A 26,669-nucleotide genomic window follows, 5' to 3' on the forward strand; every position below is an offset into this window, starting at 1 on the left:
ACAACAAAGAGAATGCAGTGATGAGCGATCGTCAGCCGATCCCCAACATCAACATCGGGCAGGTCTACGACCAGCGTTACAGCGATGCCGAGGTGCACTACGACCGGCTCGGCAACCTGGCGGGATTTTTTGGCCGCAACATGCCGGTGCATCGCCATGACCGGTTTTTCCAGGTGCATTACGTCAAGACCGGCGCGGTGCGGGTCTACCTGGACGACCAGCAGTACCTCGAATCCGGGCCGATGTTTTTCCTCACGCCGCCGACGGTGGCGCATTCCTTCGTCACCGAAGCCGACGCCGACGGCCATGTGCTGACCGTGCGCCAGCAACTGGTGTGGGCCTTGATTGACGCCGACCCAAGCCTGGCCCCCGGCGCGCAATTGCCGGCGGCCTGTGTGGCGTTGGCGCGCCTGGCGCCGGAGTTTCAGCCCGAAGTGCGCCGCCTGGAATTCCTGTTTGATGAGCTGTGCAGCGAAATCAACGCCCAGGCCAGCGGGCGCGGTTCGGCGCTGGACAGCCTGACGCGGCTGATCATGATCAGCCTGCTCAGGCTCTGCGCCAACTCCCTGGAAGCCCGCCCTGCACGTCACGAAGACCTGCGGATTTTTCACCGCTTCAACGAACTGATCGAAGACCACTACCTGCAACACTGGCCGCTGTCGCGTTACGCCGACGGTATCGGCGTCACTGAAGCGCGGCTCAACGAGGTGTGCCGACGCATCGCCGACCTGCCGTCCAAGCGCCTGATTCTGGAGCGGCTGATGCAGGAGGCCCGGCGCCTGCTGCTGTTCACCGGCAGTTCGGCGAATGAAATCTGCTACCAGCTGGGGTTCAAGGACCCGGCGTATTTCAGCCGGTTCTTCCAGCGCTACGCGCAGATGACGCCGGGGGAATACCGCCAGCGTCAATCGGGGTTGCGCTGAGGCGCCCGGCGTTACCACAGGGCTACGGTGTAGCCGATGATCACCCGGCTTTCGTCGATGTCGCTGGTCAGGCCGTTGCTTGAGCGCAGGGTCGCATTGCGCAGGCGCACGTTGACGTTCTTCAGCGGGCCGCTCTGCACGGTGTAGACCAGGTCGGTGTCGCGCTCCCATTCGCGGCCGTTGCGCACCGTGGCGGTTTGCGCATGGCTGCCGTCGACGTAGCGGGTCATGAAGGTCAGGCCCGGCAGGCCGAGGGCGGCGAAGTTGTAGTCGTAGCGCGCCTGCCACGCGTCGGTGTTGGCCTTGGTGAAGATATTGATGGTCACCAGGTTGACCGAATACGGATCTTGCCCCGGGAAGGCAAAGTCGCCGTCGCCGGAAAGGCTCTGAAAGCCCAGGCCGAATTTGTGCGCGCCCACCGACAGGCTGAACATGCCGTTGAAAAAGCGGTTGTCGATCCGCCCGCCGTCGACCCGCGAAGCGCTGCGCAGCAGGGCGCTGCCTTGCTCGCGGGTGTCGAAGTAGCGCAGGTCGGTGCGCAGGTTCACACCCTGGGCCAGCGGCAGGTCATGCACCAGGCCGATGAAATTCTGGCGGTAGATGTCCTGCATCTGCGCGTAGTAATAGGTCGCGGCCAGGTGCGGGTTGATCGCGTAGGTGCCGCCGGCGAGGTCCAGGTGGCTGCTGTTGACGCCGCCGTAGCTCATGGACTCGTTGTTGGAGGAGTCCCGCAGGTTCTGTTTTTCCAGGCGGCCGACGTTCAGGGTCAGGCCGTCGATGTCCTGGGAGGTCACCAGTTCACCGTTGTAGGTCGACGGCAGCAGCCGGGTGTCGTTGTAGGCGGCCACCGGCAACAGCGGTTGCAGGGTGCCGAGCTTGAGCACGGTCTTCGACAGGCGCAGCTTGGCGGTCAGGCCGAGTTCGCTGTAGCTGTCGGCCGGCTCGCCGCTGGCGCCAGACGGCAACAGCCCGGTGCCCCGGCGGTCGCGGCTGGAGTCGAGCTTCAGGCCCATTTCACCCAGGGCGTCCACGCCAAACCCGACCACGCCTTCGGTGTAGCCCGACTCCAGGCGCAGCACAAAACCTTGCGCCCATTCGTCTGCCTTGTTCTGCGGCGCGTTGGCCTGGCGAAAGTCGCGGTTCATGTAGAAATTGCGCAGGTCCAGGCTGGCCTTGCTGTCCTGGATGAAGTCGGCGTGGGCGACCAGAGGGCTAAACGCGGCGCACAGGCCAGCGCTTGCCGCCGTGCGAAAGAGGCACGAATGCATGAGGGGCGTTCCTTTTGTTGTTTTTGTTGGTAGAGCCCGCCACCAGGGCAGGGGCGGGCATATTGTTAACATGTTATCTTTAAGCTGAATAGCTGGATTAACAGGTTTTTATGAATTCGTTTCGAAATTAACGACTTGCTGCGTGCGTCGGGTTGCGCACGCGGAACACCGACTCTAAGCTTCGTCGCTTCGACCTCTATTGCGCGTGAACCATGCCCACCCCCAGACCGTCCCTTACGCTCACCTTGCTCCAGGCCCGCGAAGCGACCATGGCGTTCTTCCGGCCGTTGCTCAATGAACATGACCTGACCGAACAGCAGTGGCGGGTGATCCGCATCCTGCGCCAGCAAGGCGAACTCGAAAGCCACCAACTGGCGCACCTCGCCTGCATCCTCAAGCCGAGCATGACCGGCGTACTGGGGCGGCTGGAGCGTGACGGCATCGTGCGCCGGCGCAAATCCGCCGAAGACCAGCGCCGGGTGTTCGTCGCCCTGACCGAACAGGGCCAGCAGTGTTTCGTCGACATGAGCGCCGGGATGGAAAGCAATTACCTGAAGATTCAGGAGCAGTTCGGCGAGGAATCCCTGGAGCAATTGATGGAGCTGCTCCAGAAGCTCAAAGGCATCAAACCGTAATAATCAAAAAATAGTGGCTGAAGCCTGTCCCTTTTTTTCACGTGACTGGTCATTCCAGGTAAGTGAACAAAATCGAGAGCTTCTTCCAATGCCCGCAATACGCCCGTTGCTGAACCTCAGCCTCATGCTGAGCCTGAGTGCCAGCCCGTTGTTCGTTCCCATCAGCTATGCCGAAGACGGTGCGTCCCGGCGCAGCTACCAGGTGCCGGCCGGCAGCCTGAGCGCCGCGCTGACCCGTTTCGCCGGGCTGGCCGGGGTCAACCTCTCGGTGGACCCGGCGCTGGTCAGCGGCCGCAACAGCAGCGGGTTGTCCGGCGAATACGGCGTCGAAGAAGGTTTCGCGCGCCTGCTCCAGGGCTCCGGCCTGCAACTGCAGCCCATGGGCGAGCAGGCCTATAGGCTGACCCCGATTCCCGAAGGCGGCAGCCTGCAACTGGCGCCCACCTCGATTCTCGGCACCACCGGCGATGCCGGCAGCGAGTCCTTTGCTGGTGGCCAGGTGGCGCGCCGTGGCTCCCAGGGCCTGCTGGGCTCGAAGGACTTCATGGATACCCCGTTCAGCATGACCACCTACACCAGCGCGGCGGTCAAGAACCAACAGGCGCGTACCCTTGGCGACCTGATTGCCAGCGACCCCTCGGTGCGCGCCACCAACCCGGCCGGCGGGCGCTATGAGCAATTCACCATTCGCGGCTTCAGCCTGTTCAACAGTGATGTCGCCTACAACGGCCTCTATGGCGTATTGCCGACCTACACCATCGATATGGAAATGGCCGAGCGCGTCGACATCATCAAAGGCCCCAGCCAGTTGATCAACGGCATCTCGCCACGGGGCAGCGTGGGCGGCGGGATCAACGTGGTGCCCAAGCGTGCCACCGACACACCCATCACCTCGCTCACCGGCAGTTGGGCCTCCGACAGCCAGGCGGGCGGAGCCGTGGATATCGGCCGGCGTTTTGGTGAAGACAACCAGTTCGGCCTGCGTTTCAACGGCGTGAAACAGTCCGGCGACACCGCCTGGGATCACCAGAGTGTCGACCGCGAAATGGCCGTGCTGGGCCTGGATTTTCGCGGTGAACGCCTGCGATTCTCCACCGACATCGGCCGCACCGAGCGCGATACCGACGCCCCCCAGGAACGTGTGCAAGTCGGGCCCAAAGCCAGGGTGCCGAGTGCCAACGACGTACGCCACAACTACGCGCAGCCCTGGAGCAAGGCAAGCACCAACGACACCTTCGGCACGGTCAACGGCGAGTTTGATCTCAGCGACAACGTAATGCTCTACGGCGGCGTCGGTGCGCGCAAAAGCAACCATGACTTCCTGCGCCATGCAGTGTCGGTGGCCAACAACGCCGGTGATTTCAGCGTGCAGCCCCGCGACTTCACCCGTGATGAAAACGTGCGCACCGCCACGGCGGGCGTGCGCAACTGGTTCCACACCGGCCCGGTGAGCCATGAGGTCAACCTGGCGGCCAGCTACTTCTACATGGACTTCGAAAACGGCGGCGCGCGATATGCGCCGGGTTCGAGCAATATCTACAACCCTGTGGAAACCCCCGCGCCTGGCCGGCCAACGCGATTTGACTCGAAGGTCTACACCGAAAACCGTTTCAGCGGTGTGGCGTTGTCCGACACCCTGGGTTTTTTCGATGACCGGTTGCTGCTGACCCTCGGTGCGCGCTGGCAGCGGGTCAAGGTCGACGACTGGACCGATGACGTCAAAGGCGACACCGCCTACGACGAGGAAAAAATTTCACCGTCCGGCGGCATCCTGTTCAAGGCCACCGACAAGCTCTCGTTGTACGCCAACTACATGGAAGGCCTGAGCCAGGGCAAGGTCGCGCCGTCGGCGTCGGTCAACGATGACGAAATCTTCCCACCGTTCATCAGCCGTCAGGTCGAAGTCGGCGCCAAGTACGACGCCGGTGCGTTCGCGGTGACGGCCGCTGTATTCCGGATCAAGCAGCCGGCCTACGAGACCAACGCCACCACGCTGGTCTTCGGCCCCAATGGCAAGCGCCAGAACGATGGTGTGGAACTCAGCGTGTTCGGCGAGCCGCTCAAGGGTTTCCGCCTGCTGGGCGGGGTGATGTACATCGACAGCGAACTGACCCACACCACCAACGGCACCTACGACGGCAACCGCGCGCCGGCCACGCCCAAGTACAACGTCAACCTGGGCGCGGAGTGGGACGTGCCGACTGTTGAAGGCCTGACCCTGACCAGCCGCGGGATCTATTCCAGCTCGCAGTACCTGGACCAGTCCAACGTCAAGGAAATCGACGCCTGGACGCGGCTTGATGTCGGCGCACGCTACGCCTTCAAGGTCGACGACAAGCACATCACCCTGCGGGCCAATGTCGAGAACGTGGCCAACCGGCGCTACTGGAGTTCGGCCGGTGCCTCGGATGACAGCGAGCCGGGGTTGACCTTGTCGACGCCGCGCACTTACTTGCTGTCGGCCACCGTCGACTTCTGAGGAGCCTGCCATATAGCCTTCTGTACATCGATGGGCTTGGGCAGCAGGCGGTTCTGGTAAAACAGGTCCGCCGTCTCTTGCTGCGCCCCAATGATGTGCTTATCAATCGGCAGGATCGGCGATGGCGGCCGGTTGTCGACGTAACGTGCAATCACCCCGGCCGGCAAACCCATGAAACGGGTCAGCACCTGCAGGCTGTCTTCGCGCTGGCTGCGGGTCAGGGCTTCGGCGGCGCTCAGTTCATCGAGCAGGGCGTGGATGAACGGACCATTGGCCTCGGCGTATGCACGGCGCGCGGTATAGATCGGCCCAGACAGGTTCAAGCCTTCGCCGTTGGCCAGGACGCGGCTCGGGCTTTGGCTCAGGGCGAGTGACGAGTAGGGCTCCCAGATTGCCCAGGCGTCGACACTGCCTTGCTCGAAGGCGGCGCGGGCATCGGCCGGTGGCAGGTAAACCGGCTGGATATCCTTGTAGCTCAGGCCGGCTTTGTTCAAGGCCCGCAGGATCAGGTTGTGGGAGCTGGAGCCTTTCTGGAAGGCGACTTTCTTGCCCTTGAGGTCGGCGATGCCGTGCAGTGGGCTGTCGGCCTGCACCAGGATGGTTTCTGCCGTCGGCTTGGGCGGTTCAGCGCCGATGTAGACGAGGTCGGCGCCCGCCGCCTGGGCGAACAATGGCGGGATATCACCGGTGGACGCCACGTCCAGCGCGCCCACGTTCAAGGCTTCGAGCATCTGCGGGCCAGCGGGGAATTCGATCCATTGCACCTTGGTCTGGTCGAAGCGTTTTTCCAGCAGGCCATGTTCCTTGGCGAGTACCAGGGCGATCGAGCCTTTCTGGTAGCCGATCCTCAGGGTGGCCGGCTCGGCGGCCATTGCAGTTTGAGTCAGGGCAAACAGCGCAAACAACAGTGCAGGAATTCTCATGCCGGTTTCTCCGCAAAGCGATTGGCCGGTCGCGCCAATCCAAGGTTTTCACGCAGGGTGGTGCCGGCGTATTCGGTGCGGAACAGGCCACGCCGTTGCAGTTCCGGCACCACCCATTGGGCGAAATCTTCCAGCCCGCCCGGCAGGTGCGGCACCAGAACATTGAAGCCATCGGCGGCGCCATTCTCGAACCAGTGCTGCAGTTCATCGGCGATCTGCGCGGGTGTGCCGATCAGGCTGTAGTGCCCGCGGCCACCGGCGATGCGCCGGCCCAGTTGCGCCAGGCTCAGCTGTTCGCGGCCCGCCAGTTCGGTCAGCAGTTGCTGGCGGCTGCGCTGGCCGCTGTCGGTCAATGGCAGGTCCGGCAGCGGGCCGTCCAGCGGGTAGCCGGACAAGTCGAAGTTACCCAGCATGCGCCCCAGTAACGCGACGCCAACCTGCGGTTCGACCAACTGCTGGAAGGCCTCGAATTTGTCCCGGGCTTCAGTTTCTGTCTGCCCGACCACCACAAACACCCCCGGCATGATCTTCAGCGCATCCGGCTCCCGCCCGTATCGAGCCAGGCGCCCCTTGAGGTCGGCATAGAACGCCTGGGCATTGGCCAATGATGTCTGGGCGGTGAACACCACTTCGGCAGTTTGTGCCGCCAATTCGCGGCCTGCCTCGGACGAACCCGCCTGGACAATCACCGGCTGACCCTGGGGCGAGCGCGCCACGTTCAGCGGGCCCTTCACACGAAAGTGTTCGCCGACATGCCCGAGTACATGCAGTTTCGCCGGGTCGTAGTAGCTGCCACTCGCCTTGTCGCGCACAAAGGCATCGTCTTCCCAGCTGTCCCACAGCCCCGTCACCACCTGGTGAAACTCCCGGGCACGGCTGTAGCGTTCGCCGTGGCCGAGGTGCTCGTCGCGGCCAAAATTCTGTGCTTCGGCGGCGTTGTCCGAGGTCACCAGGTTCCAGCCGGCGCGCCCGCCGGACAGATGATCCAGTGAGGCGAACTTGCGCGCCACATGGTACGGCTCGTTGTAGCTGGTGGTGGCCGTGGCGATCAGGCCGATGTGTTCGGTCACCCCGCTCAATGCCGACAGCAGCGTCAGTGGCTCGAAGTGATCCGAGCGCGCCATGCGGCTGGCAATTTCGCCGGTGGCGGCGGCAATGCTGTCGGCCACGAACAGCGCGTCGAATTTCGCCGCTTCGGCAATTTGCGCCAGGCGTTTGTAGTGGGCGAAATCCAGCCCGGCATTGGCCGGTACATCGGGGTGACGCCAGGCGGCGACGTGGTGCCCGGTGGCCATCAGGAAAGCGCCGAGTTTCAGTTCACGGGGCATGCTCAAAAATCCTTGCGCAGTTGCACGCCGAAGTAACGCTCATCGTCACGGGGTACGGCGCGGTAGATGTAGCTGCCACCACTGGCCAGCAGCGGTGAATAGGACTTGTCGGTGAGGTTCTTCGCCAGCAGGGCCACGCGCCAGCCGTTGCTGTAGTCGGCCAGGGCGACGCTGGCGTTCCAGATGCCGTAGGCGCCTTGCTTGGTGTCGACGTTCTGGCTGATGTCGTACTGCACTTCGCTCTGCCAGCTGTAGTCGGTACCCAGTTCGATATCCAGGCCGTTATCCAGCGGGATGCTGTAGTCGGCGCGCACGTAGCTTTTCCAGTCCGGGCTGAAGGGCAGCGGCTTGCCGTTGACGTTGCAGGACGCCGCCGCGCCAGGCGGGCAGGCGAACTCATCGATGCGGGCCCGGGTGTAGGCCAGCGCGCCGGAGAGCTTCAGTTGTTGGGTGGCCTGCAGTGCGTAGTCGAGTTCGACGCCTTCGGTGCTGACGCTGCCGGCGTTGATCAGGCGCGTCACCACTTGCCCGGCGACGGTGTCGAAGAAGTTCGCCTGGTAGTTGTCGTAGTCGCTGTGGAAGATCGCCAGGTTGGTGGTCAGGCGATTGTTCCAGCTGGTGGCCTTGATCCCGACTTCCCAGGTGTTGGAGGTTTCCGGTTTCAGCGCGTCGGTGTCCCGTGGCTGCATGTTGAAGAACACGTTGTAGGCCGGGCCCTTGTAGCCGCGCGAGTAGGTCAGGTAGCTGGTGACGGTGTCGCTCAGGTCGTATTGCACCCCAAGCCGGCCGGACCAGCCGTCTTCGTCCACCGAGCCGGAACTGCTGGTGGCCGGTTGAATGCCGCTGACAGTGGTGGCCGAGGTGGAGACACGGCGGTGATCGTATTCCAGGTCGTCGTGGGTGTAGCGCAGGCCGGCGATGCCACGAAAGGCCGAGGTGAAATTCAGCGTGGTCTCGCCGAACACCGCGTAGCTGTCGCTGGTGGTGCCGTAGTCGGCGATGCCGCGGTCGGTGCGCGTGGTGGTGGTCAGGGTGCGCTGGTAGGTTTCCTGATCCTTGCCGTGCATGTAGAACAGGCCGCCGACGTATTCGAGGAATTCGCCTTTGGGCGAGGCCAGGCGCAGCTCCTGGGAGTATTGGTCGAACGCCAGTTGGCCTTTGTCGGCGGTGCCGGGGAAAGCGGCGGTCACGGTGCCCAGGCGGTCGCCGTCCTGGTACTGGGTGTTGTCCCAGCCGCGCCAGGCGGTGATCGAGGTCAGGGTGTAGTCGCCGAGGTTCCAGTCCAGTTGGGCAGACAGGCCTTTGTTGATGTCCTCCACATGGCTGCGGGTGTCGGTGTTGATGTCGCGGTTGTCGCTGGTCCCGCGCACCGGGTTCAGCGCGTTGGCGAACGCCGGGGTCAGGGATTTGCTCACCACGCCATTTGGCGCATCGTCGTGGGACTGCATGTAGTCGGCAATCAGGGTCAGTTTCACGTCGTCGTTGGGGGTGAACTCCAGTTTGCCGCGCACGCCCTGATGGTTGTAGCCGTTCACTTCCTGGCCGTTGTGCTTGTTGTCGACGTTACCGTCGTAGCTGCCGAACAGCCCGCTGATGGAGCCCTTCAGCGTGCCGGGAATCAGGCTGCCGCCCAGGCCGAAGCGGGTGCGGCTTTCATTGCCGCTGAAGTAGGACTGGTCGATATAGCCGTGGGTCTCGGCCGTCGGCGCCTTGCTGGTGATATTCAGCACGCCGGCCGAGGCGTTCTTGCCGAACAGTGTGCCCTGGGGCCCGCGCAGCACTTCGACACGATCCAGGTCGAGCAGGTCCAGGGTAGCCTGGCCGGGGCGGGCGTACACCACGCCGTCAATCACCGTCGCCACCGTGGGTTCAACCCCGGGCGAGGTGGATATCGTGCCCACTCCGCGTACGAACAACGAGGTGTCCTTGTTCGACGCGCCGGTACGGAAATTCAGCGAGGGTACCTGCTGGACGATGCTCGCCACGCCGCTGCGATTGTCACGCTCCAGTTGTTCGCCATCGAGCACCGAAACCGCCACCGGGACTTTTTGCAGCGACTCTTCGCGGCGGGTGGCGGTGACCGTGACCGGCTTGAGGGTGGGTTCCTGGTCGTCGGCGGCGAATGCAGCGGGAACGGGCAGGGCGGCGAGCCCCGCCAGTAGCCAACCCAGGTGGGCGCGGCGCCCGGTGGCGGCGCGTATGGATTGCGAAAGTTTTTGAGGTTGCCCCGAATGTGTGTGCATGCTCTGACCGCTCGAAAAATGCCCTGAACCGCTGCCGTTCTGCGACGACAGCGCCGTTGAATCCGTCTTGGGCATTCGCTCGAGCGAGTAGCAGACAAAACGCTTTGGTAGCGCTAACATCGGCATTATTGGTAGGTGCGATATAGAGCGTCAAATACTAAAAAATTAGTTTTATATTCTTTTAGGTTTTTAACAGGATCGTCCCTTGAGCGAAGACAAACCCCGGAAACGCCGTGGTGCCGGCCGCGTCACCTTGAATACCGTGGCGCGCCAGGCCGGTGTGTCAGCGATTACCGTGTCGCGCTATTTCAACCAGCCGGAGCAGGTCTCGCCCGAACGCCGCGAACGCATCGCGGCGGTGGTTGCCGAATTGGGCTACGTGCCGAACCTGGTGGCGGGTGGGCTGGCGTCGGCGCGGGGCAGGATCGTCGCGATGGTGATTCCTAACATCTCCGGGCCGATCTTCGCCAATACCATCCAGGGCTTCAGCGATACCCTCAGCCGCCACGGCTACCAATTGCTGCTGGCGTCCAGTTACTTCAGCGCCGAGCAGGAAGAAAATGCAGTGCGCGCGTTTCTCGGCTGGTCCCCGGCGGCATTGGTGCTCACCAGCCGCTTCCATAGCGCGGGCACCGAGAAGATGATCGCCGAGGCGGATATCCCGGTGGTTGAAACCTGGGATTACCAACCCGAGCGGGAGCCGTTGCAGATTGGCTTCTCGCATTACGAGGTGGGCGTAACGGCTGCGCGCTACCTGCATGGCAAGGGTTATCGGCGCATCGCGTTCGTACAGAACAGCGCGCCGGGGGACTTCAGTGCACTGGATCGCCGGGATGGCTACAGCGCGACCCTGATTGAGCTGGGCATGCAGCCGTGGGTGTTTGCCCCGGACGCCGATCGCGCACCGTTTGAGGCGGGCAAGCAAGCGATGCAGGCATTGATGAGTGCCGCCATTCCACCGGACGCAATCATCTTCGCCAATGACAACCTGGCCGCCGGTGGCCTGCTGGCCGGGCAACGGGCAGGGCTGAGAATCCCCGAGGAGTGTGCGGTGCTCGGCTTTGGTGATTACCCGTTTGCCGAAATGCTCTTGCCCAGTCTCAGCACCATCAAGCCGCCCGCCCTGGAGATCGGTGTGCTGGCGGCAACGCGGGTACTGGAAAGCCTGGGCGTGTTGCCGGTTGAGGATGAGGTGCAGCGCTTGAACCTGCTGGAGTGCCGCTTGATCGAGCGCGAGAGCGCCTGAGTCCAGTTGCGGCTCATGGCCATGTTGCGTTGACTCTCGGTATTTTCTGATAACGGATTATTCAAGGTCAGCCGCTGAAACATGCGTTTGATTGCGTGCGCTCGTCTCTTTTTTATCAGTGGGTAGTTCTTCTTCGGTGACAAGTTTTAGCGATGGCTAATTGCAATTAGTGCGGTGAGTTTCGCGATTTAAAAAGTGCAATGACTTGGTGGGTTGCTCTTTTGAGTAGTGTCCATGTGATATTGCAATGTGGCCTATTGAACTGATCATTGATTGCCATTAGGTGCCGGGATAGACCCAGATCTTGCGTGAGGCTGGCGATATTTTCTTGCGCTGATGAACTAAGTTTAAACATGTCAGTCGATGCTTTAAACATCATGTGTACGGTCATGGCTAACTAATGGCGCCTGTTGGTAGTTCTAAAAGGCCATAACTTAAGTGGGCTGTAATACAAAATGTTTTGGTGTAGGGTCCGTACCTTGTCATGACAGCGCTTGCGCTAAAAACCTCCAGCTTAGTGTGGATGCCCTTGTTCCGGCGCGTGCCACGGAACAGGTTTTTAAATAGCCCCTCAGACTTGTGCAGATGCCCCAGCCGATACCGTCAATGCCCATCGATGCATGCCGAATGCAGATTCCGGATGCCGAACAAGTGTGCGCGTGGCTGATGCGAAAAGCCGGTCTGAAAACCGTCGACCTGGAACGTGCTCGACGGTTATCCCAGGAATCCGACGACCCCGAACTGCTCGGCCTGCTGACGCGCCTGGGGCTGGTTTCCGAAGTGGAACTGGCGCGGGCCTGGGCCGATTTGCTCGGCGCGCCGTTGCTGCTGGCGGACGCCGCACCGCCCGTGCTCGACCCGCTGCCGGCGCTGACCGAACGCTTCATGCGCCATTACCAGGTGGTGCCGGTGGGCTGGAGCCACGGTGGTGTGCGGGTGTTGGCGGCCAACCCGGCGCTGCTGTATCCGTTCCAGGCCCTGGCATACGCGTGCGGCGTGCCGGTGTGGCTGGCGGTCGGGCCGCGCAACGAAGTCGAAACCCTGATCGAGCGTTACTACGGCCAGGGCCGTTCCGCCATGGGCACCCTGATCGAAAACCTCGACGAACAGGGCGGTGCCCTGGAGGACATCGAACACCTCAAGGACATGGCCTCCGAAGCCCCGGTGATTCGCCTGGTCAACCTGATCCTGCAACGGGCCGTGGAGCACCGCGCCTCGGACATCCATATCGAACCCTTTGAAAACCAGCTCAAGGTGCGCTACCGCATTGACGGTGTGCTGCATGAAGCCGAAGCGCCGCCGGCGAGTTCCTCGGCGGCGGTGATTTCCCGGGTCAAGATCATGGCGCGCCTCGACATCGCCGAGCGCCGCCTGCCGCAGGACGGCCGGATCATGTTGCGCATCCAGGGCAAGGAACTGGACCTGCGGGTATCCACGGTGCCCATCAGTTTTGGCGAGTCGGTGGTGATGCGCCTGCTGGACCGCCAGACCGTGCAGTTCGATTTCCAGAGCCTGGGCTTTGACGGCCAGCGCCTGGAAACCTTCCTTGAAGTGCTCGAGCGACCCCACGGTATCCTGCTGGTCACCGGGCCCACCGGCTCGGGTAAAACCACCACGCTCTATACCGCGTTGTCGCGGCTCAATACCGCCGAGCGCAAGATCATCACCGTCGAAGATCCGGTGGAATACCAACTGGAAGGCATCAACCAGATCCAGGTCAAGCCGGCCATTGGGCTGGATTTCGCCGGGGCGCTGCGCTCCATCGTGCGCCAGGACCCGGACGTGATCATGATCGGTGAAATCCGCGACCTCGAAACCTGCCGCATCGCCATCCAGTCCTCCCTGACCGGCCACCTGGTGCTCTCGACCCTGCACACCAACAGTGCCGCAGCAAGTATCACGCGCCTGCTGGACATGGGGGTGGAGAGCTACCTGATCGCCTCGACCGTCAATGGCATCCTCGCGCAGCGCCTGGTGCGCCGCCTCGACCCGGCGACCCGTGAGGCGTTCGAAGCACCGCCGGAGTTGATCGAGGAACACGGCCTCGACCGCTTCACCGAGCAGCGCCCGATCCTGCTTTACCGGCCTCGCGCCAACGCCGCCGGCGGCGGTTACCACGGCCGCAGTGCAATCACCGAATTGCTGGTGATGAATGACGAACTGCGCAGCTTGTTGATGCGCCAGGCCGACGCCGCGACCCTCGAACAGGCCGCCCGCCGTGGTGGCTTGCGCACCCTGCATGAAGAAGGCCTGCGCCAGGCGGTGGCCGGTGTCACGTCCCTTGAAGAAGTGTTGCGCGTCACCCGTGGAGAGGGCGCGTGAGCCTGTTCAAATACCGTGCCCTGGACAGCCAGGGCGTCGCGCAGAACGGCACCCTCGAAGCGAAGGACCAGGCCGCCGCCGTCGCTGCGCTGCACAAACGTGGCCTGCTGCTGTTGCACATCGATGCCGCCGGTGCCCAAGGGCTGCGCAATACCTTCGGGCGCGGCCAGTTGAATGGCGCGGCGCTGGTCAGTTTTACCCAGCAACTGGCCACCCTGCTGGGCGCGGGCCAACCGTTGGAACGCTCGCTGGGCATCCTGCTCAAGCAGCCCGGCCAGCCGCAGACCCGAGCGCTGATCGAGCGTATCCGCGAGCACGTCAAGGCCGGCAAGCCATTGTCGGCAGCGCTGGAAGAGGAGGGCAGCCAGTTTTCGCCGCTGTACCTGAGCATGGTCCGTGCCGGTGAGGCGGGCGGTGCGCTGGAGAACACCCTGCGCCAACTCAGCGACTACCTGGAACGCAGCCAGTTATTAAGAGGCGAGGTGATCAACGCGTTGATCTATCCCGCCTTCCTGGTGGTGGGCGTGCTCGGTTCCCTGGCGCTGTTGCTGGCTTACGTGGTGCCGCAGTTTGTGCCGATCTTCAAGGATCTGGGCGTGCCGATTCCGTTGATCACCGAAGTGATCCTGGGCCTTGGCCAGTTCCTCGACGCCTATGGCCTGGCGGTTTTTGCCGGGTTGATCGTGACGGTCTGGGCCCTGGCGGCACGCCTGCGCAACCCACGACACCGCGAGCAGTACGACCGGCGCGTGCTGGGTATCCGCGTTATCGGCCCGCTGTTGCAGCGGGTCGAAGCCGCACGCCTGGCACGCACCCTCGGCACCTTGCTGAGCAACGGCGTGGCGCTGCTGCAAGCGCTGGTGATCGCCCGCCAGGTCTGCACCAACCGTGCCTTGCAGGCACAAGTGGCCCAGGCCGCCGAGTCGGTGAAAGGCGGCGGCACCCTGGCCAGTGCATTTGGCAGCCAACCGCTGCTGCCGGACCTGGCCCTGCAAATGATTGAAGTCGGCGAACAGGCCGGTGAACTGGACAGCATGCTGCTCAAGGTCGCCGACGTGTTCGACGTCGAAGCCAAGCGCGGCATCGACCGCCTGCTCGCCGCCCTGGTGCCGTCCCTGACGGTGGTCATGGCGGTGCTGGTGGCGGTGATCATGCTGGCGATCATGCTGCCGCTGATGAGCCTGACCAGCAATATATGAAGACCCAAGGAAGCAAGCCGATGCGCCATACCCGTTTCAAACCCGCCCGCCGCCAAGGCGGTTTCACCTTGCTGGAAATGCTCGCGGTGATTGTGTTGCTGGGCATCGTCGCCACCATCGTGGTGCGCCAGGTGGGCGGCAACGTCGACAAGGGCAAATACGGCGCAGGCAAGGCGCAACTGGCCAGCCTGAGCATGAAGATCGAGAGCTACGGCCTGGACGTCGGCTCGCCACCCAAGACCCTCCAGCAATTGGTCGACAAGCCCGGCAACACCGCCGGCTGGGCCGGGCCGTACGCCAAGCCCTCAGACCTCAAGGACCCGTTCGGCCATGCCTTCGGCTATCGCTTCCCCGGTGAACATGGCGCCTTCGACCTGATCTTCTACGGTCAGGACGGCCAGCCCGGCGGCGAAGGCTACAGCGCCGACCTGGGCAACTGGGAATAATGCCGGCCCTCCAACGCGGCTTTACCCTGCTGGAGATGCTGGTGGTGATCGTGTTGATCAGCATCGCGGCCGGGTTGGTGGGATTTGGCCTGCAACAAGGCCTGCGGGTAGCGAAAGAGCGCCAGGTGGTCGGGCAGATGGTGGATGCCCTGCGCAGCACACGGGCACGGGCGATTGTCAGCGGCAGGTCGGCCAAGACCGTTTTCGACTTGGCCCGGCTGAGCTTTCAGGCGCCGGGGCAACCCATCAAGCACTGGCCGGCCGATCTGCAAGTGACCCTGCACACCGCCGAACACGCAGGCGCTGCGGTGGAGTTTTACCCCGACGGCAGCTCTACCGGCGGCAACCTGTTATTGGCCAATGGCACGCGACGCTGGCGCATCGACGTCGGCTGGCTGACCGGCAGCGTGCAGTCCAGGGCATTGCCATGAAGCGTCAGTCGGGTTTCACCTTGCTGGAAATGCTCGCAGCGCTGACCCTCATGGCGATCTGCAGCACGGTGTTGCTGGTCGCGTTCGGCCAAAGCGCGCGCTCGTTGTTGCAGGTGGCCCACAGCGACCGCCTGACCCATACCGCCTTGAGCGTGATGGATCAGGAGGCGTCGGGGCCCCTGGCCAGTGGCGTGCGCGAGGGCGAGCTGGACGGCATTGCCTGGCAACTGCGCGTCGCCCAGCAGCCCACCCGCATCGGTCAGCCACATTTGTTTCGCCTTGATCTCAGCGTCAGCGAAGGTCCGCGCCGCGCAAATTTCAGTACCTTGAAACTGCGCGCCAGCCGCGACGGGAGCCTCCAGTGAAGCAGCAGCGGGGCTTCACGTTGCTCGAAATCATGATCGTGCTCAGCCTGCTGGGCGTGTTGTTGGCCCTGGTGGGCGGCGCGCTTCTGGGAGCCAACCGTGCAGTACTCAAGGCGCAGCGCTACACCGTCAGCCTGGATGAAAGTCGCGCCGCGCAACAGTTCCTGCGCACTTCCATCAGCGAGGCGCTGCCCCTGGACGTGACCGAGGACGACAGCCAGACCAACGGCTTTTTTGTCGGCGCTCCCCAGCGCCTGCAATACGTCGCGACCTTGCCGGGCGTGCTCGGTGGCGGTATCCAGCGTTTCACCTTGCAGTTGACCGAGCGCGAGTTGCAGGTGGCGTTCGCACGGTTTGAGTCCAATGCCCAAGTGAGCGTGCCGGCCACCCGCAGCGAACCGCAGGTGTTGCTGAAGAACGTCGAGGATCTGCAATTCAGCTATCGCGGCCTGTCGCCCAAGGGCCAGGCCACCGGTTGGATCAGTGACTGGCCGTGGACCAAACGCCTGCCTTATGCGGTACGCATTGCAGCACAAGTCAACGGACCGGTGCCGTGGGTCACCCAAGTGGTTGCCCTGCGGCTGAACCTCTCTAGCGGAGCATCAGGCGAATGAAGCGTCAGCGCGGCGTTGCATTGCTGCTGGTGCTGTGGGTACTGGCGTTGCTCAGCTTGCTGCTGGGCGGCCTGGCCGGTTGGGTACAACTGGAAAGCCGCCAGGCCCTGTGGCATCGCCAGCATACCCAGGCGCTGCTGGCGGCGGAGGCGGGCGTGGCGTTGGCCATGCAGGCCCTGGCCGACCCGCTGCAACGCAAGCAATGGATCGCCGACGGCCGCGAAATGCCCCTGGTATTTGATGACGCACAGCTTCACGTGAGCCTGCACAGCGAGCGCGGCAAGCTGTATTTGAACAGCGCCGAGGCCGCTGACTTTGCCCGGCTGGCCCTGGCCTGCGGCGCCACCCAGGCCCAGGCCAGCCGGCTCGCCAGGGACCTGGAAATGCGGCGCAACGCAGGCCTGGCGCCGTTCCGCGTGGTGGAGGAAGTGCGGCAATTGCCCGGCATGACCCAGGCGCTGTACAGCCGGCTGGCCCCGGAAATCAGTTTGTGGAGCGGCCTGGACCGGCCCGATCCCGCTTTCGCCAGCCCATTGATGCGCCAGGCGCTGAACCTGCCCCGGCAGAGCGCAGTAGGGGCCGACCCCGGTGACGTGCTGGTGATCGACAGCCGCGCACAACGCCCCGGCGGTTACCACGCCCGGTTACGAACCACGGTTTTATTGAGCCCATCGGAGGGAAGCGCACAACCTTATCGGGTGCTGCGTTGGCAAGAATGAATCCATACCTTTCTGCGCCAGTGGCGCGCCTTCAACAGCTGGCCGAACCGCTCACCCGGCGCTGGCGCGGCAGCTTGCTGCAAGTGGGCTGGCGCCTGTGGCTCAAGGAGCTGCGTGGCTGCCTGCCGGCGTGGCTGTCGGTCCGTGACATCCCCGAGCACCGCTACCACTGGCCGTTGACCGAGCCGGTGGCAAAACCTGCCGACGAGGTGCGCCAGGTGCTGGTGCTCGCGCCCTCGGCGGTGCTGCGGCAAACCCTGCAACTGCCCCTGGCGGCCGCGCGCAACCTGTCGACGGTGGTGGGTTATGAGCTGGACCGCTTTACCCCGTTCGAGGCTGAACAGTTGTACTTCGTGGCCCGCCAGGAACGGCGCACCGCCACGCATGTGCAAGTGACCCTGGTGGCCATCCTGCGGGAGCGCCTGGATCAAATCCTGTTGGACTGCGCTGCTCTCGGCTTGCAGCCCCATGCGGTGGATGTGGACGGGCCAATGGGCATCGACCTGCTGCCGGCGCCGTTGCGCCCACGCCAGCGGCCGGCCGGGAAGGGCTTGCAACGCAGCCTGCCCTGGCTGTGCGGCGCCTTGCTGATTGCCGCGATGCTGCTGTGGCTCAACGACCGCCAGCGGGTGCTCGACGTCATGCAGGCGCAGGTGCAACAACAGAAAGCCCAGGTCGCCGAGGTCCAGAGCCTGCGCCAGCAACTGCTCAATACCCGTGGCGCCGCGCAGTACCTGATTCGCCGCAAGTCGGCACAACCGCCGTTAGCGGCGTTGCTCAACGAGCTGACCGCCTGCCTGCCCGCCGATACCTGGATCGACCAGTTGGACGTCAACAACGGCGCCGACGTGTCCTTCTCCGGGCAAAGCGCCAAGGCGAGTGCCCTGATCACTCGGATCAAGGCGTGCCACAGCCTGGAAAACCCCCAGTTCGAAGGGGTGATCCAACCCGATGCGCAAACCGGCAAGGATCAGTTTTCCCTGCGCGCCCACTTGCACCAGGAGGCCGCCGATGCGCCGACCACTGACACCCCGTGAGCGTCGCGGCGCCGCCTTGCTGGTCCTGGCGCTGGTGCTGGGCGGCGGTTACTGGCTGCTGATCGACAGCTGGTTCGCCGGGCCATTGCGTGCCATGGGCGAGCAGGCCGAACAGCTGCGCGAACAACAGCAACGCTATGCGGGCCTGCTGCACCAGGGCGCCGCCTTGCGTGAGCAATTGGAGCAAGCCCGCCAGGACCCGGCCAGCAGCACCAGCCTGTTGCCGGGGGATGACCCCAGCGCCGTGGCGGCGGACCTGATGCAGCGCATCGCCGACCTGATCAACAGCCGCGCCGGCCTCGGCGGCGGCTGCAGCCTGACCCAGCGCATGCCCATCACCCCGGAGCAGGACGACACCGAGCCCTATCGCCAGGTCAAAGTCAGCCTGACCCTCAACTGCGCCATCGAACCCCTGACTGCGATCCTGCATGAGCTGGAGTACCAGCGACCGTTCCTTTTCGTGGATGAAATGAGCGTCCGTCGCGGGCCGAATGCCCCCGCCAGCGGCGGTGCCGGAAAGCTGGTGGTGCACCTGTTGGTGCGCGGTTATCTGCAACCGGCAGCCGCCACGCAGGCCCGCCGATGATCAATTCATTGCGCCCCCTCGAGTGGGGATTGCTCGGTGTGGCCGGGCTGCTGGGCCTGCTGATGGTGGGCATCTTGAGCAGCATCGGCGACGCGCCGCAGTGGTTGGATGAGCCTGCCTCCGCCGTGCGCGCCAATGCTTCGGCCAAGGTTCACGTGGCCCCGAGTGCGACCCTGGAAAGCCTCGCCGGCACCTGGCAGGCGCCGCTGTTCAGCCCCGACCGCAGCCCCGATGCCGCCGTGGGTCAGGCCGAGATTTCCAGCCTGTCGAGCCTGAAGCTGACCGGCGTGCTGCTCGACGGCGACCTGCGCGTCGCGCTGCTCAAGCGTGACGAGGGCCCGCCGCTCAAGGTCCACCAAGGCCAGACTCTGCCCAACGGCTGGCGCCTGGAACACCTGACACCGCTGCACGCCCGTTTTGTGCTGGATGGCCGCACGCAAACCCTGAGCCTCAGCGTTCCGCGTTTGCCGCCGCCGTCCACCACACCACCGATTTCCCTTCCTCACGAGCCCGCCCCTTGATCGATACTTCCCCTAGCGCCTTGCGCACCAGCGTGTTTTGCCTGGCCACCGCCGTCGCCTTGGGCGGCTGTGGGTCATTCCCCGATCACCTCGACCCGGACGATGCCTTGCTTCACGAGGCGATGCAGGGCACCGGTTCGCAACGGCCGCCCGTGGACCCGGCCAGCGAGTCGCCTGCGGCCGACAGCCGCCAACCCCAGGCGCCTACGCCACCCCAGCGCCAGTTGATTCGCGGTAACCAGCAGTTCGTGCGCCAGCCCGCACCTGCGCCGGCGGTCAAGGATGAAGCCAGCGGCGACATCGTGTTCAACTTCGCCGACCAGCCGATTGAGGCGGTGATCAACAGCGTCATGGGCGACCTGCTGCACGAGAACTACAGCATCGCCCAGGGTGTGAAAGGCAACGTAAGCTTCTCCACCTCAAAGCCGGTGAGCAAGCAGCAGGCGCTGTCGATCCTCGAAACCCTGTTGTCCTGGACCGATAACGCGATGATCCGCCAGGGCCAGCGCTACGTGATCCTGCCCGCCAACCAGGCGGTGGCGGGCAAGCTGGTGCCGGAAATGAGCGTGTCGCAACCCTCCAGCGGGCTCTCGGCGCGGCTGTTTCCGTTGCGCTATATCTCGGCCACGGAAATGCAGAAACTGCTCAAGCCGTTTGCCCGGGAAAACGCGTTCCTGCTGGTGGACCCGGCGCGCAATGTGTTGAGCCTGGCCGGTACGCCGGATGAGTTGGCCAACTATCAGGACACCATCGACACCTTCGACGTCGATTGGCTCAAGGGGATGTCGGTGGGGGTGTTCGGTTTGCAACGGGCCTCGGTGGCCGAGTTGATGCCCGAGCTGCAAAAAATGTTTGGCCCCGACAGCGGCATGCCCCTGGCGGGCATGGTGCGCTTCCTGCCCATCGAGCGGACCAATTCGGTGGTGGCGATCTCGTCCCAGCCGCAGTACCTCAGTGAAGTTGGCGACTGGATTCACACCATAGATGAAGGCGGCGGAAACGAGCCGCAGATGTACGTCTACGACGTGCGCAACATGAAGGCCACGGACCTCGCCAAATACCTGCGGCAGATCTACGGCACCGGCGCGATCAAGGACGATACGCCGGCCAAGGTGGCGCCGGGTCTGCGCACGGCGACCTTGTCGTCACTCAATACCAGCGGCGGCACCTCGGGTGGCTTGAACAACAGCAGCAATAGCCCGCCCGTCAGTGACGATGAGGACCAGGCCCCGGCCGCCACTGAAGACACTGAAAACGCCGAGCCAGGCCCCGCCCCCAAAAGCCTCGATGCCGGCACCCGGATCACCGCGCAAAAAAGCAGTAACCAGTTGCTGGTACGCACCCGACCGGTGCAGTGGAAGGAGATCGAATCGGCGATCAAGCGCCTCGACAACCCGCCGCTGCAAGTGCAGATCGAGACGCGCATCCTCGAAGTCAAACTCACCGGCGAACTGGACCTAGGGGTGCAATGGTACCTGGGCCGCCTGGCGGGCAACTCCACCAGCACCACGGTAGCCAATACCCCTGGCAGCCAGGGCGCTCTGGGTGGCGGCGGTGCGGGATTGGGCGCGGATTCGCTGTTCTATTCCTTCGTCAGCTCCAACCTGCAAGTGGCCTTGCACGCCCTGGAAACCAACGGCCGCACCCAGGTGCTGTCGGCGCCGTCGCTGGTGGTGATGAACAACCAGCCGGCGCAGATCCAGGTGGGGGACAACATCCCCATCAGCCAGACCACGGTCAACACCGGCAACGCCGACAGCACCTTGAGCAGCGTCGAATACGTGCAGACCGGGGTGATCCTCGACGTGGTGCCGCGGATCAACCCGGGCGGCCTGGTGTACATGGACATCCAGCAACAGGTCAGCGACGCCGAGAACCAAACCACCAACAGCAGTGACACGCCCACCAACCCGCGCATCTCCACACGTTCGGTGTCGACCCAGGTGGCGGTGCAAAGCGGCCAGACCGTGTTGCTCGGCGGGCTGATCAAGCAGGACAACGCCGAGAGCGTCAGTGCGGTGCCGTACCTGGGGAAAATCCCCGGGCTGCGCTGGTTGTTTGGCAACACCAGCAAGTCCAAGGATCGCACCGAACTGATCGTGCTGATCACACCGAGGGTGATTACCAGCAGCAGCCAGTCGCGGCAGGTGACGGATGACTACCGCCAGCAGATGCAGCTGTTGCGACCGGCCAACTGAAGGACCTTTCAGCCCTTGCGTTGCAGGGTGTGATAACCCAGCGCCGCCCGTGCTTCACGCAGGGATTTGCCTTCATCGAGCAGCGCCCGGATACGCGCTTCCACCGCTTCAATCGAGCGTGCACAGGCTGCCACTTCATGGGCGCGCTCGCGCGGCACGATCACCACGCCGTTGGCGTCGGCGACCACGATGTCCCGGGCGCACACCCGGGCCTGGCCGATGGACACCGGCTGGTTTACCGCTTCCACTTCAACCCGGTCCTTGCCCGTGCGCATGAACCGGCCCTTGGTGAACAGCGGGTAGCCGTCGCCCAGGGCCTTGCTCACGTCGCGGCACACGCCATCGATCACCGTCGCGGCGATCCGCTGGCTGCCGGCGTACTGGGTCATGATGTCGCCCCACACCGTGCAGTCGGTGCGTCCGTCGTTGTCGATCACCACCACATCGCCTTCGGCCACGTCATCGATAAAGTCGCCTACGGTGCCCGGCGGGGTGCTGGCGCTGACGTAGCGCACGGTGAAGGCCGGGCCGACCACCACCTGGCGATAGTTGTCCAGGGGCATGATTCCCAGGCATTGGCCGGGCAGGCCTAGCTTGTCCAGGGCGTCGGACACGCCCGGGGTGTCCAGGCCGGCAAACAGGGCAACCAATTCTTGGTCTTGGGGTGACATGGATAACTCCTCGTGGTGGTGACAAATCAGGTCGGGTGGCTGGAGGCCGGGCGGGGCTCGGCAATGGTCAGCAAAATGATGAAGCTGATGAACGAGCCGATCGCCAGCCAGGCAAATACGTAGTTCCAGCCGTAGTTGTCCAGCAGCAGGCCGGTGATGAAGGGCGTTGCAGCGGCGCCGAGCTGGCCGATCATGTTCACGATAGCGTTGGAGATCGGGAAGGTCTTCTTGGTGGTCAGGCCCATCGGGTAGACCATGTAGGACGAGAAGCCGAGGCTCAGCACCACGCCGGTCAGCATCAGCAGCAAGCCGTAGGGCAGGGGCTCGGCCGGTGAATTGATCAGCAGGTACATCATCAATGAGGTGCCGACGGCCGACAGCAACATGCCCGGCTTGCGACGGCCGCCCATCAGGCGGTCCGAGCAGAAACCACCCAGCAGGTTGCCCAGCACCGCGCCCACCCAGGGCGCTGCCGAGACCAGGCCCATGTTCATGATCGAAAACTGCTTGACGGTCATCAGGTAGGTGGGAATCCACGCCAGCAGCACGCTGGAGACACCGAGCTGGAAGCAGTAGCTGGTGGCGCACCCCCAGATATTCCATGAGGTGAAAACCTGACGGCTGGTTTCCAGGGGCTTTTCATCGCGGGTGCGGATCACCCGGTCGAGCTTTTTCACCCACGCCGGGGTCTTGTGCACACGGGCGGTCTGGGTGATTGCGGTGTCTTCGACGATGTACTGAAGTTCGGCCTGGTTGACGAAGCGGCTGCGGGACGGATGGTCCGTGACCAGGAAGTACCAGACCACCGCCAGCACGATGCCCGGGATCGCAAAGAAGTAGAAAATCTCGCGCCAGCCCCATACCGAAATGATCACGGCACACAGCGGCGGCACGATCACCGGTCCGAACTTCACGGCCGACAGAAAGATCCCCGACGCGGTGCCTTTTTCCCGTGCCGGAAACCAGTTATTGATGGTGGTGGTCATGCTGATGGGCAGCGGGCCTTCGGCGATACCCAGGCCCAGGCGATAGAGTTTCAGCGCCAGCAGTGAGCTGGCGGTGCCCACCAGCCCGGTCAACAGGGAGGTCAGCACCATGGCCCCCGGCAGGATCCGGCTGACGCCAAAGCGGCCGAAGGCAAAGCCCGACGGCAGTTGTGCCAGGGCGTAAGCCAGCAGGAACAGGCTGACCAGGCCACCGGCCTGGGCGTTGCTCATTGCAAATTCCTGGCGAATGAACGGCAGCGCCACGCCGAGGTTGGCCCGGTCGGCGGCGGCCACGGTGTAGATCAGGAAAATCAGCGCAGCAACCACCCAGCGGTATTGGCTGCGCACAGCGGGTTTTATGACTTCAGGCATAGACATGGGGGCGGACCTTGTTGTTGTGAGTGTTGTCCTGTTCGGCCTTAATCTTAAGAAGGGGCGCACGCCACCATTAGCGATATTTATCTATGTGAACTCATCACTTTTATTCTTCTGCCAGCAAGCTGCTGCAGAAGCCGCGGATTGCCTCGCACGCCTGGCGCAACGACTTGTCATCCAGGGCATAGGCGATGCGGATGTACGGCCCCAGGCCGAAGGCGCTGCCATGCACCACGGCTACATTGGCCTCATCCAGCAGCGCCAGGGCCACGTCTTCATCGCTGCGCAGCAGCCGCCCGCCCGCCGAGGTGCGCCCGATCAGCGCGGCGCATGAGGCGAACGCATAGAACGCGCCGGCGGGGCTGATGCACGTCAGGCCTGGCGTGTCGTTCAGCAACTGGACCATCAAGTCCCGGCGCGCCTGGAACACCCGGCGGCTGTCGCGGATGAAATCCCTGGGGCCTTCCAGTGCAGCGAGGGCCGCCTGTTGCGAGATCGAACAGGCGCCGGAGGTCTGCTGGCCCTGGAGTTTTTCCATGGCCTCCAGCAGCCAGCGTGGGCCGGTGGCGAAACCGATGCGCCAGCCGGTCATGGCGTAGGCCTTGGACACGCCGTTCATGGTCAATGTGCGTGGTGCCAAACGCGGCTCAACCTGGGCCAGGGTATGAAAGGCCTGGCCGTCGAAGATCAGGTGCTCGTAAATGTCATCGGCCAGGATCAGCACCTGCGGGTGGGCCAGCAGCACCTCGGCGAGTGCCCACAAGTCGTCTTGGCTGTACACCGCACCGGTGGGGTTGGACGGTGAGTTGAGGATCAGCCAGCGCGTCTGCGGGGTCATTGCAGCGGCCAGGGCCTCGGGTGTCAGCTTGAAACCGCTGTCGGCATCACAGGTGACGATGCGCGCCTCGCCGCCGCACAGTTGCACCATCTCCGGGTAACTGACCCAGTACGGCGCGGGCACGATCACCTCGTCGCCTTCATTGAGGGTGGCCGCCAGGGCGTTGTAGATCACCTGCTTGCCGCCGTTGCACACGAGGGTGTCCTGCCAGGACACGTCCAGGCCGTTTTCGCGCCGGAACTTCGCCGCCACCGCCTCCCGCAGGGCCCGCGCACCGGCCACCTGGGTGTAGCGGGTATGCCCGGTTTCAATGGCCTGGATCGCGGCTTCGCGGATATGCGCCGGGGTGTCGAAATCCGGCTCGCCGGCACACAACGAAATAACCTGCGCGCCTTGCGCCCGGCGTTCGGCGACGCGGTCCATGATGCGATAGGTGGCGGACGGTTGTGCGCTGGCCAGGCGCGGGTTCAGCCGCTGGATATCGGCGCTCATCGGCTGATCGCCTCAAACTGTGCGTCGTGCATCACCTCGACCACCGAGCGCCCGCTGCGCACGGCCTGCACCATGCCGTCCTGGCGGCGGGCAATGCGCTCGCCCAGGTCCAGGACCTTTTCGATCACCGCCTGGGCCACGAATACCGTGCCGCAGGTATCGGCAATCACGTAGTCGTCCTCGCTGACGCACACGCCAGCGACGCTGAGGGTCACGCCGGCGTCGAGCTGCACCACGCGGTTGCGCGCGCTGATCATGGTCACGCCGCGTCCGTACACCGGATAGCCGATGGCTTCGCTGCCGTCGATATCGCGGCTGAAACCATCAATCACCGTACCGCGTATGTGTTTGCGCAACGCCGCGTTGGCGATGATGTCGCCCCAGCAGGAAATGCCCTCGATACCGCCGGCAATCACCAGCACCCGGTCGTCTGTCGCGACCTGTTCGATCACCGGGGTGATCAAGTGCACGGTCGGGGCGATGTCGGACTTGGGGCCGAGCAGTACGGTACTGGCGCGGCCAACGATCTTCGGGCAGTTCCACAATGGGCGCAGGCCCACGATGGCGCCGGGCAGGCCGAGGAAGTCGAGGGCGTCGGACACGGTGTTGGTGTCCAGTGCGGCCAGGCGGTCGAGCAAACGGTCAGGGGTCATGGGCAAGCCTCGGGTGACGGAGGCGGCCAGTGTCAGGCAGTGCCTATGATAGGTATATTACGAAGTACAGAAGCCTTGCATACGCTTAACCTATGGATAAGACCGTGATCAACTTTCGCCTGATTCGTCACCTCTGGTTGTTCCTGGCCGTGGCTGAAGAGCAGAACTTTGGCCGTGCGGCCAAGCGCCTCGGCATGTCCCAGCCACCGCTGAGCGAGCAGATCCAGGTGCTGGAGCAGGCGCTCAAGGTCAAGCTGTTCGACCGCTCCCGACGGGGGGCCAAGCTGACTCCGGTGGGCGCGGCGATCCTGCCGGCGGTGCGCAAGTTCGCCGAGCAGCTGGAGCGCCTGGAACTCGCCGTGGAAGAAGCGGTGGCGGGGCAGTCGGGGATGTTGACCATCGGCGCGATTTCCACGGCGATGTTTGATGTGCTGCCGGGGTTGATCGAGCAACTGAAGCTTGATTACCCGCAGCTCACGGTGTCGGTGCGGGAAATCGACAGCGTCGAGGCGTTGCCGGCGCTGGAGGCCGGAGATATCGACCTGGCGTTTGCCCGGCTGGATGGTGACCTTGGGGCTTCGGTGCAGTCATTGCCGCTGACGGAGGACCGGCTGGTAGTGGCGCTGCCGGTGGATCATCCGTTGGCGAGTCGTACGCGGATCAGTTTGTCGAGCCTGGCGAATGAGCCGTTGGTGATGTTCTCGCGCAACGTCAGTCCGGTGTATTTCGACAATTTGATCGCGACCTGTCGTGCCAGCGGGTTTTCGCCTCGGGTGCTGCATGAAGTGCGGTCGGTGGCTTCGCAGATCGCGTTTGTCAGCTATGGGCAGGGTATTGCGTTGGTGCCGGCGTCGTTGAAGAAGCTGGCGCCGGCCAATGTGGTGTTTCGGGCGTTGAGCCAGAAGCTCAATGTGGTGACCACGGCCGTCGCCTGGAATACCCAGCGGCCGAACCCGGTGGTGGAGGCGGTGATCGCGCGGTTTCGCTAGGGGTTGGGGTTGAGTACATATCCGTTATTTAGGTAACGGCGGCTTATGGTTCCGCTCTTACAGCGGGTCACTTTTGGCAAACGCCCGGAATGCCGGCCCAGCCAAAAGTAACCAAAAGGTCTTTGCCCCACCACTCGGTGCCTCGCCTAGGCTCGGCATGCCCGCACTCCGGCCCGGTTCCG

The 26,669-nt window shown here is 63.9% G+C and carries 24 protein-coding genes; 16 read left to right on the plus strand and 8 right to left on the minus strand.

Annotated elements, in window-relative coordinates:
- Window positions 1-20 precede the first annotated feature (20 nt).
- Window positions 21-923, plus strand: coding sequence for a 4-hydroxyphenylacetate catabolism regulatory protein HpaA (gene hpaA, locus HX839_RS20675; RefSeq protein ID WP_003209891.1), 903 nt, complete (start codon window positions 21-23; stop codon window positions 921-923).
- 11 nt (window positions 924-934) lie between these two features.
- On the opposite strand, the gene HX839_RS20680 is transcribed toward hpaA, so the two are convergent.
- Window positions 935-2,191: an OprD family porin gene (locus HX839_RS20680; RefSeq protein WP_177029011.1), complete on the minus strand. Its 1,257-nt coding sequence runs from the start codon at window positions 2,189-2,191 to the stop codon at window positions 935-937.
- Between the two features lie 212 nt (window positions 2,192-2,403).
- Here HX839_RS20680 and hpaR point away from each other — a divergent pair, with 212 nt between their 5' ends.
- Both hpaR and HX839_RS20690 read left to right on the plus strand, forming a co-directional pair.
- Window positions 2,404-2,826 (plus strand): homoprotocatechuate degradation operon regulator HpaR, encoded by a 423-nt coding sequence (gene hpaR / locus HX839_RS20685; RefSeq protein ID WP_008437189.1) that lies wholly within the window; start codon window positions 2,404-2,406, stop codon window positions 2,824-2,826.
- Window positions 2,827-2,914: 88 nt separating this feature from the next.
- Window positions 2,915-5,305: a TonB-dependent receptor gene (locus HX839_RS20690; protein ID WP_177067628.1), complete on the plus strand. Its 2,391-nt coding sequence runs from the start codon at window positions 2,915-2,917 to the stop codon at window positions 5,303-5,305.
- Here the strand turns inward: HX839_RS20690 and HX839_RS20695 are convergent.
- From HX839_RS20695 to HX839_RS20705, 3 genes are read right to left on the minus strand one after another with little or no spacing between them, the layout of a single operon-like run.
- Window positions 5,275-6,228, minus strand: coding sequence for a sulfonate ABC transporter substrate-binding protein (locus HX839_RS20695; RefSeq protein WP_102605828.1), 954 nt, complete (start codon window positions 6,226-6,228; stop codon window positions 5,275-5,277). The two genes, HX839_RS20690 and HX839_RS20695, sit on opposite strands and share 31 nt — an antisense overlap.
- Complete coding sequence (locus HX839_RS20700) at window positions 6,225-7,556, minus strand: LLM class flavin-dependent oxidoreductase (RefSeq protein ID WP_177067629.1); 1,332 nt, start codon at window positions 7,554-7,556, stop codon at window positions 6,225-6,227. The genes HX839_RS20695 and HX839_RS20700 overlap by 4 nt, the downstream gene beginning before the upstream one ends.
- 2 nt (window positions 7,557-7,558) lie before the next feature.
- Complete coding sequence (locus HX839_RS20705; RefSeq protein WP_177067630.1) at window positions 7,559-9,799, minus strand: TonB-dependent receptor; 2,241 nt, start codon at window positions 9,797-9,799, stop codon at window positions 7,559-7,561.
- 205 nt (window positions 9,800-10,004) lie between these two features.
- Between HX839_RS20705 and HX839_RS20710 the strand changes: the two genes are divergently transcribed.
- The 12 genes from HX839_RS20710 to gspD all read left to right on the plus strand — a co-directional run bounded on the left by HX839_RS20710 (window position 10,005) and on the right by gspD (window position 21,483).
- The gene (locus tag HX839_RS20710) at window positions 10,005-11,045 is read left to right on the plus strand and encodes a LacI family DNA-binding transcriptional regulator (protein WP_177067631.1); all 1,041 of its coding nucleotides are present in this window, start codon (window positions 10,005-10,007) and stop codon (window positions 11,043-11,045) included.
- 627 nt (window positions 11,046-11,672) lie between these two features.
- Window positions 11,673-13,367: a type II secretion system ATPase GspE gene (gspE, locus tag HX839_RS20715; RefSeq protein ID WP_256344734.1), complete on the plus strand. Its 1,695-nt coding sequence runs from the start codon at window positions 11,673-11,675 to the stop codon at window positions 13,365-13,367.
- Window positions 13,364-14,566 (plus strand): type II secretion system inner membrane protein GspF, encoded by a 1,203-nt coding sequence (gene gspF, locus HX839_RS20720; protein ID WP_008437202.1) that lies wholly within the window; start codon window positions 13,364-13,366, stop codon window positions 14,564-14,566. Before gspE ends, gspF begins: the two co-directional genes overlap by 4 nt.
- A 20-nt stretch (window positions 14,567-14,586) precedes the next feature.
- Complete coding sequence (gspG, locus tag HX839_RS20725; RefSeq protein WP_003209911.1) at window positions 14,587-15,012, plus strand: type II secretion system major pseudopilin GspG; 426 nt, start codon at window positions 14,587-14,589, stop codon at window positions 15,010-15,012.
- Window positions 15,012-15,443: a type II secretion system protein gene (locus HX839_RS20730; RefSeq protein WP_003209913.1), complete on the plus strand. Its 432-nt coding sequence runs from the start codon at window positions 15,012-15,014 to the stop codon at window positions 15,441-15,443. Before gspG ends, HX839_RS20730 begins: the two co-directional genes overlap by 1 nt.
- On the plus strand, window positions 15,440-15,808 hold the full coding sequence (locus tag HX839_RS20735) for a type II secretion system protein (RefSeq protein ID WP_008437204.1): 369 nt from the start codon (window positions 15,440-15,442) through the stop codon (window positions 15,806-15,808). Before HX839_RS20730 ends, HX839_RS20735 begins: the two co-directional genes overlap by 4 nt.
- Window positions 15,805-16,422 (plus strand): prepilin-type N-terminal cleavage/methylation domain-containing protein, encoded by a 618-nt coding sequence (locus HX839_RS20740; protein ID WP_003209916.1) that lies wholly within the window; start codon window positions 15,805-15,807, stop codon window positions 16,420-16,422. Before HX839_RS20735 ends, HX839_RS20740 begins: the two co-directional genes overlap by 4 nt.
- Complete coding sequence (locus HX839_RS20745) at window positions 16,419-17,141, plus strand: general secretion pathway protein GspK (RefSeq protein ID WP_177009916.1); 723 nt, start codon at window positions 16,419-16,421, stop codon at window positions 17,139-17,141. The genes HX839_RS20740 and HX839_RS20745 overlap by 4 nt, the downstream gene beginning before the upstream one ends.
- A complete protein-coding gene (locus HX839_RS20750; RefSeq protein WP_102605835.1) occupies window positions 17,138-18,178 on the plus strand; it encodes a PilN domain-containing protein in 1,041 nt (346 codons plus the stop codon). Before HX839_RS20745 ends, HX839_RS20750 begins: the two co-directional genes overlap by 4 nt.
- On the plus strand, window positions 18,153-18,764 hold the full coding sequence (gene gspM, locus HX839_RS20755; RefSeq protein ID WP_023659000.1) for a type II secretion system protein GspM: 612 nt from the start codon (window positions 18,153-18,155) through the stop codon (window positions 18,762-18,764). The genes HX839_RS20750 and gspM overlap by 26 nt, the downstream gene beginning before the upstream one ends.
- Window positions 18,761-19,285, plus strand: a complete 525-nt coding sequence (locus tag HX839_RS20760) for a general secretion pathway protein GspN (RefSeq protein ID WP_177022128.1) — start codon at window positions 18,761-18,763, stop codon at window positions 19,283-19,285. The genes gspM and HX839_RS20760 overlap by 4 nt, the downstream gene beginning before the upstream one ends.
- Entirely contained in the window at window positions 19,282-21,483 is a 2,202-nt protein-coding gene (gene gspD / locus HX839_RS20765; protein ID WP_177067633.1) for a type II secretion system secretin GspD, read from the plus strand. Before HX839_RS20760 ends, gspD begins: the two co-directional genes overlap by 4 nt.
- Before the next feature lie 8 nt (window positions 21,484-21,491).
- On the opposite strand, the gene HX839_RS20770 is transcribed toward gspD, so the two are convergent.
- The 4 genes from HX839_RS20770 to HX839_RS20785 all read right to left on the minus strand — a co-directional run bounded on the left by HX839_RS20770 (window position 21,492) and on the right by HX839_RS20785 (window position 25,498).
- On the minus strand, window positions 21,492-22,154 hold the full coding sequence (locus HX839_RS20770) for an RraA family protein (RefSeq protein WP_003209925.1): 663 nt from the start codon (window positions 22,152-22,154) through the stop codon (window positions 21,492-21,494).
- 26 nt (window positions 22,155-22,180) lie between these two features.
- Window positions 22,181-23,518 (minus strand): MFS transporter, encoded by a 1,338-nt coding sequence (locus HX839_RS20775; RefSeq protein ID WP_256344735.1) that lies wholly within the window; start codon window positions 23,516-23,518, stop codon window positions 22,181-22,183.
- A gap of 103 nt (window positions 23,519-23,621) precedes the next feature.
- Complete coding sequence (locus HX839_RS20780; RefSeq protein ID WP_177067634.1) at window positions 23,622-24,845, minus strand: pyridoxal phosphate-dependent aminotransferase; 1,224 nt, start codon at window positions 24,843-24,845, stop codon at window positions 23,622-23,624.
- On the minus strand, window positions 24,842-25,498 hold the full coding sequence (locus HX839_RS20785; RefSeq protein ID WP_177067635.1) for an RraA family protein: 657 nt from the start codon (window positions 25,496-25,498) through the stop codon (window positions 24,842-24,844). The genes HX839_RS20780 and HX839_RS20785 overlap by 4 nt, the downstream gene beginning before the upstream one ends.
- A gap of 104 nt (window positions 25,499-25,602) precedes the next feature.
- Here HX839_RS20785 and HX839_RS20790 point away from each other — a divergent pair, with 104 nt between their 5' ends.
- The gene (locus HX839_RS20790; protein ID WP_003209935.1) at window positions 25,603-26,487 is read left to right on the plus strand and encodes a LysR family transcriptional regulator; all 885 of its coding nucleotides are present in this window, start codon (window positions 25,603-25,605) and stop codon (window positions 26,485-26,487) included.
- Window positions 26,488-26,669 lie beyond the last annotated feature (182 nt).

This window comes from Pseudomonas sp. I8001 (assembly GCF_013385345.1).
Classification (GTDB): Bacteria; Pseudomonadota; Gammaproteobacteria; order Pseudomonadales; family Pseudomonadaceae; genus Aquipseudomonas.

What these genes read in the sequence shown, in the direction of transcription:
- hpaA (WP_003209891.1), top strand. Translation starts at nt 21, where the DNA reads ATGAGCGATCGTCAGCCGATCCCCAACATCAACATCGGGCAGGTCTAC.
- HX839_RS20680 (WP_177029011.1), bottom strand. Translation starts at nt 2,191, where the DNA reads ATGCATTCGTGCCTCTTTCGCACGGCGGCAAGCGCTGGCCTGTGCGCC.
- hpaR (WP_008437189.1), top strand. Translation starts at nt 2,404, where the DNA reads ATGCCCACCCCCAGACCGTCCCTTACGCTCACCTTGCTCCAGGCCCGC.
- HX839_RS20690 (WP_177067628.1), top strand. Translation starts at nt 2,915, where the DNA reads ATGCCCGCAATACGCCCGTTGCTGAACCTCAGCCTCATGCTGAGCCTG.
- HX839_RS20695 (WP_102605828.1), bottom strand. Translation starts at nt 6,228, where the DNA reads ATGAGAATTCCTGCACTGTTGTTTGCGCTGTTTGCCCTGACTCAAACT.
- HX839_RS20700 (WP_177067629.1), bottom strand. Translation starts at nt 7,556, where the DNA reads ATGCCCCGTGAACTGAAACTCGGCGCTTTCCTGATGGCCACCGGGCAC.
- HX839_RS20705 (WP_177067630.1), bottom strand. Translation starts at nt 9,799, where the DNA reads ATGCACACACATTCGGGGCAACCTCAAAAACTTTCGCAATCCATACGC.
- gspE (WP_256344734.1), top strand. Translation starts at nt 11,673, where the DNA reads ATGCAGATTCCGGATGCCGAACAAGTGTGCGCGTGGCTGATGCGAAAA.
- gspG (WP_003209911.1), top strand. Translation starts at nt 14,587, where the DNA reads ATGCGCCATACCCGTTTCAAACCCGCCCGCCGCCAAGGCGGTTTCACC.
- HX839_RS20730 (WP_003209913.1), top strand. Translation starts at nt 15,012, where the DNA reads ATGCCGGCCCTCCAACGCGGCTTTACCCTGCTGGAGATGCTGGTGGTG.
- HX839_RS20735 (WP_008437204.1), top strand. Translation starts at nt 15,440, where the DNA reads ATGAAGCGTCAGTCGGGTTTCACCTTGCTGGAAATGCTCGCAGCGCTG.
- HX839_RS20745 (WP_177009916.1), top strand. Translation starts at nt 16,419, where the DNA reads ATGAAGCGTCAGCGCGGCGTTGCATTGCTGCTGGTGCTGTGGGTACTG.
- HX839_RS20750 (WP_102605835.1), top strand. Translation starts at nt 17,138, where the DNA reads ATGAATCCATACCTTTCTGCGCCAGTGGCGCGCCTTCAACAGCTGGCC.
- gspM (WP_023659000.1), top strand. Translation starts at nt 18,153, where the DNA reads ATGCGCCGACCACTGACACCCCGTGAGCGTCGCGGCGCCGCCTTGCTG.
- HX839_RS20760 (WP_177022128.1), top strand. Translation starts at nt 18,761, where the DNA reads ATGATCAATTCATTGCGCCCCCTCGAGTGGGGATTGCTCGGTGTGGCC.
- HX839_RS20770 (WP_003209925.1), bottom strand. Translation starts at nt 22,154, where the DNA reads ATGTCACCCCAAGACCAAGAATTGGTTGCCCTGTTTGCCGGCCTGGAC.
- HX839_RS20775 (WP_256344735.1), bottom strand. Translation starts at nt 23,518, where the DNA reads ATGTCTATGCCTGAAGTCATAAAACCCGCTGTGCGCAGCCAATACCGC.
- HX839_RS20780 (WP_177067634.1), bottom strand. Translation starts at nt 24,845, where the DNA reads ATGAGCGCCGATATCCAGCGGCTGAACCCGCGCCTGGCCAGCGCACAA.
- HX839_RS20785 (WP_177067635.1), bottom strand. Translation starts at nt 25,498, where the DNA reads ATGACCCCTGACCGTTTGCTCGACCGCCTGGCCGCACTGGACACCAAC.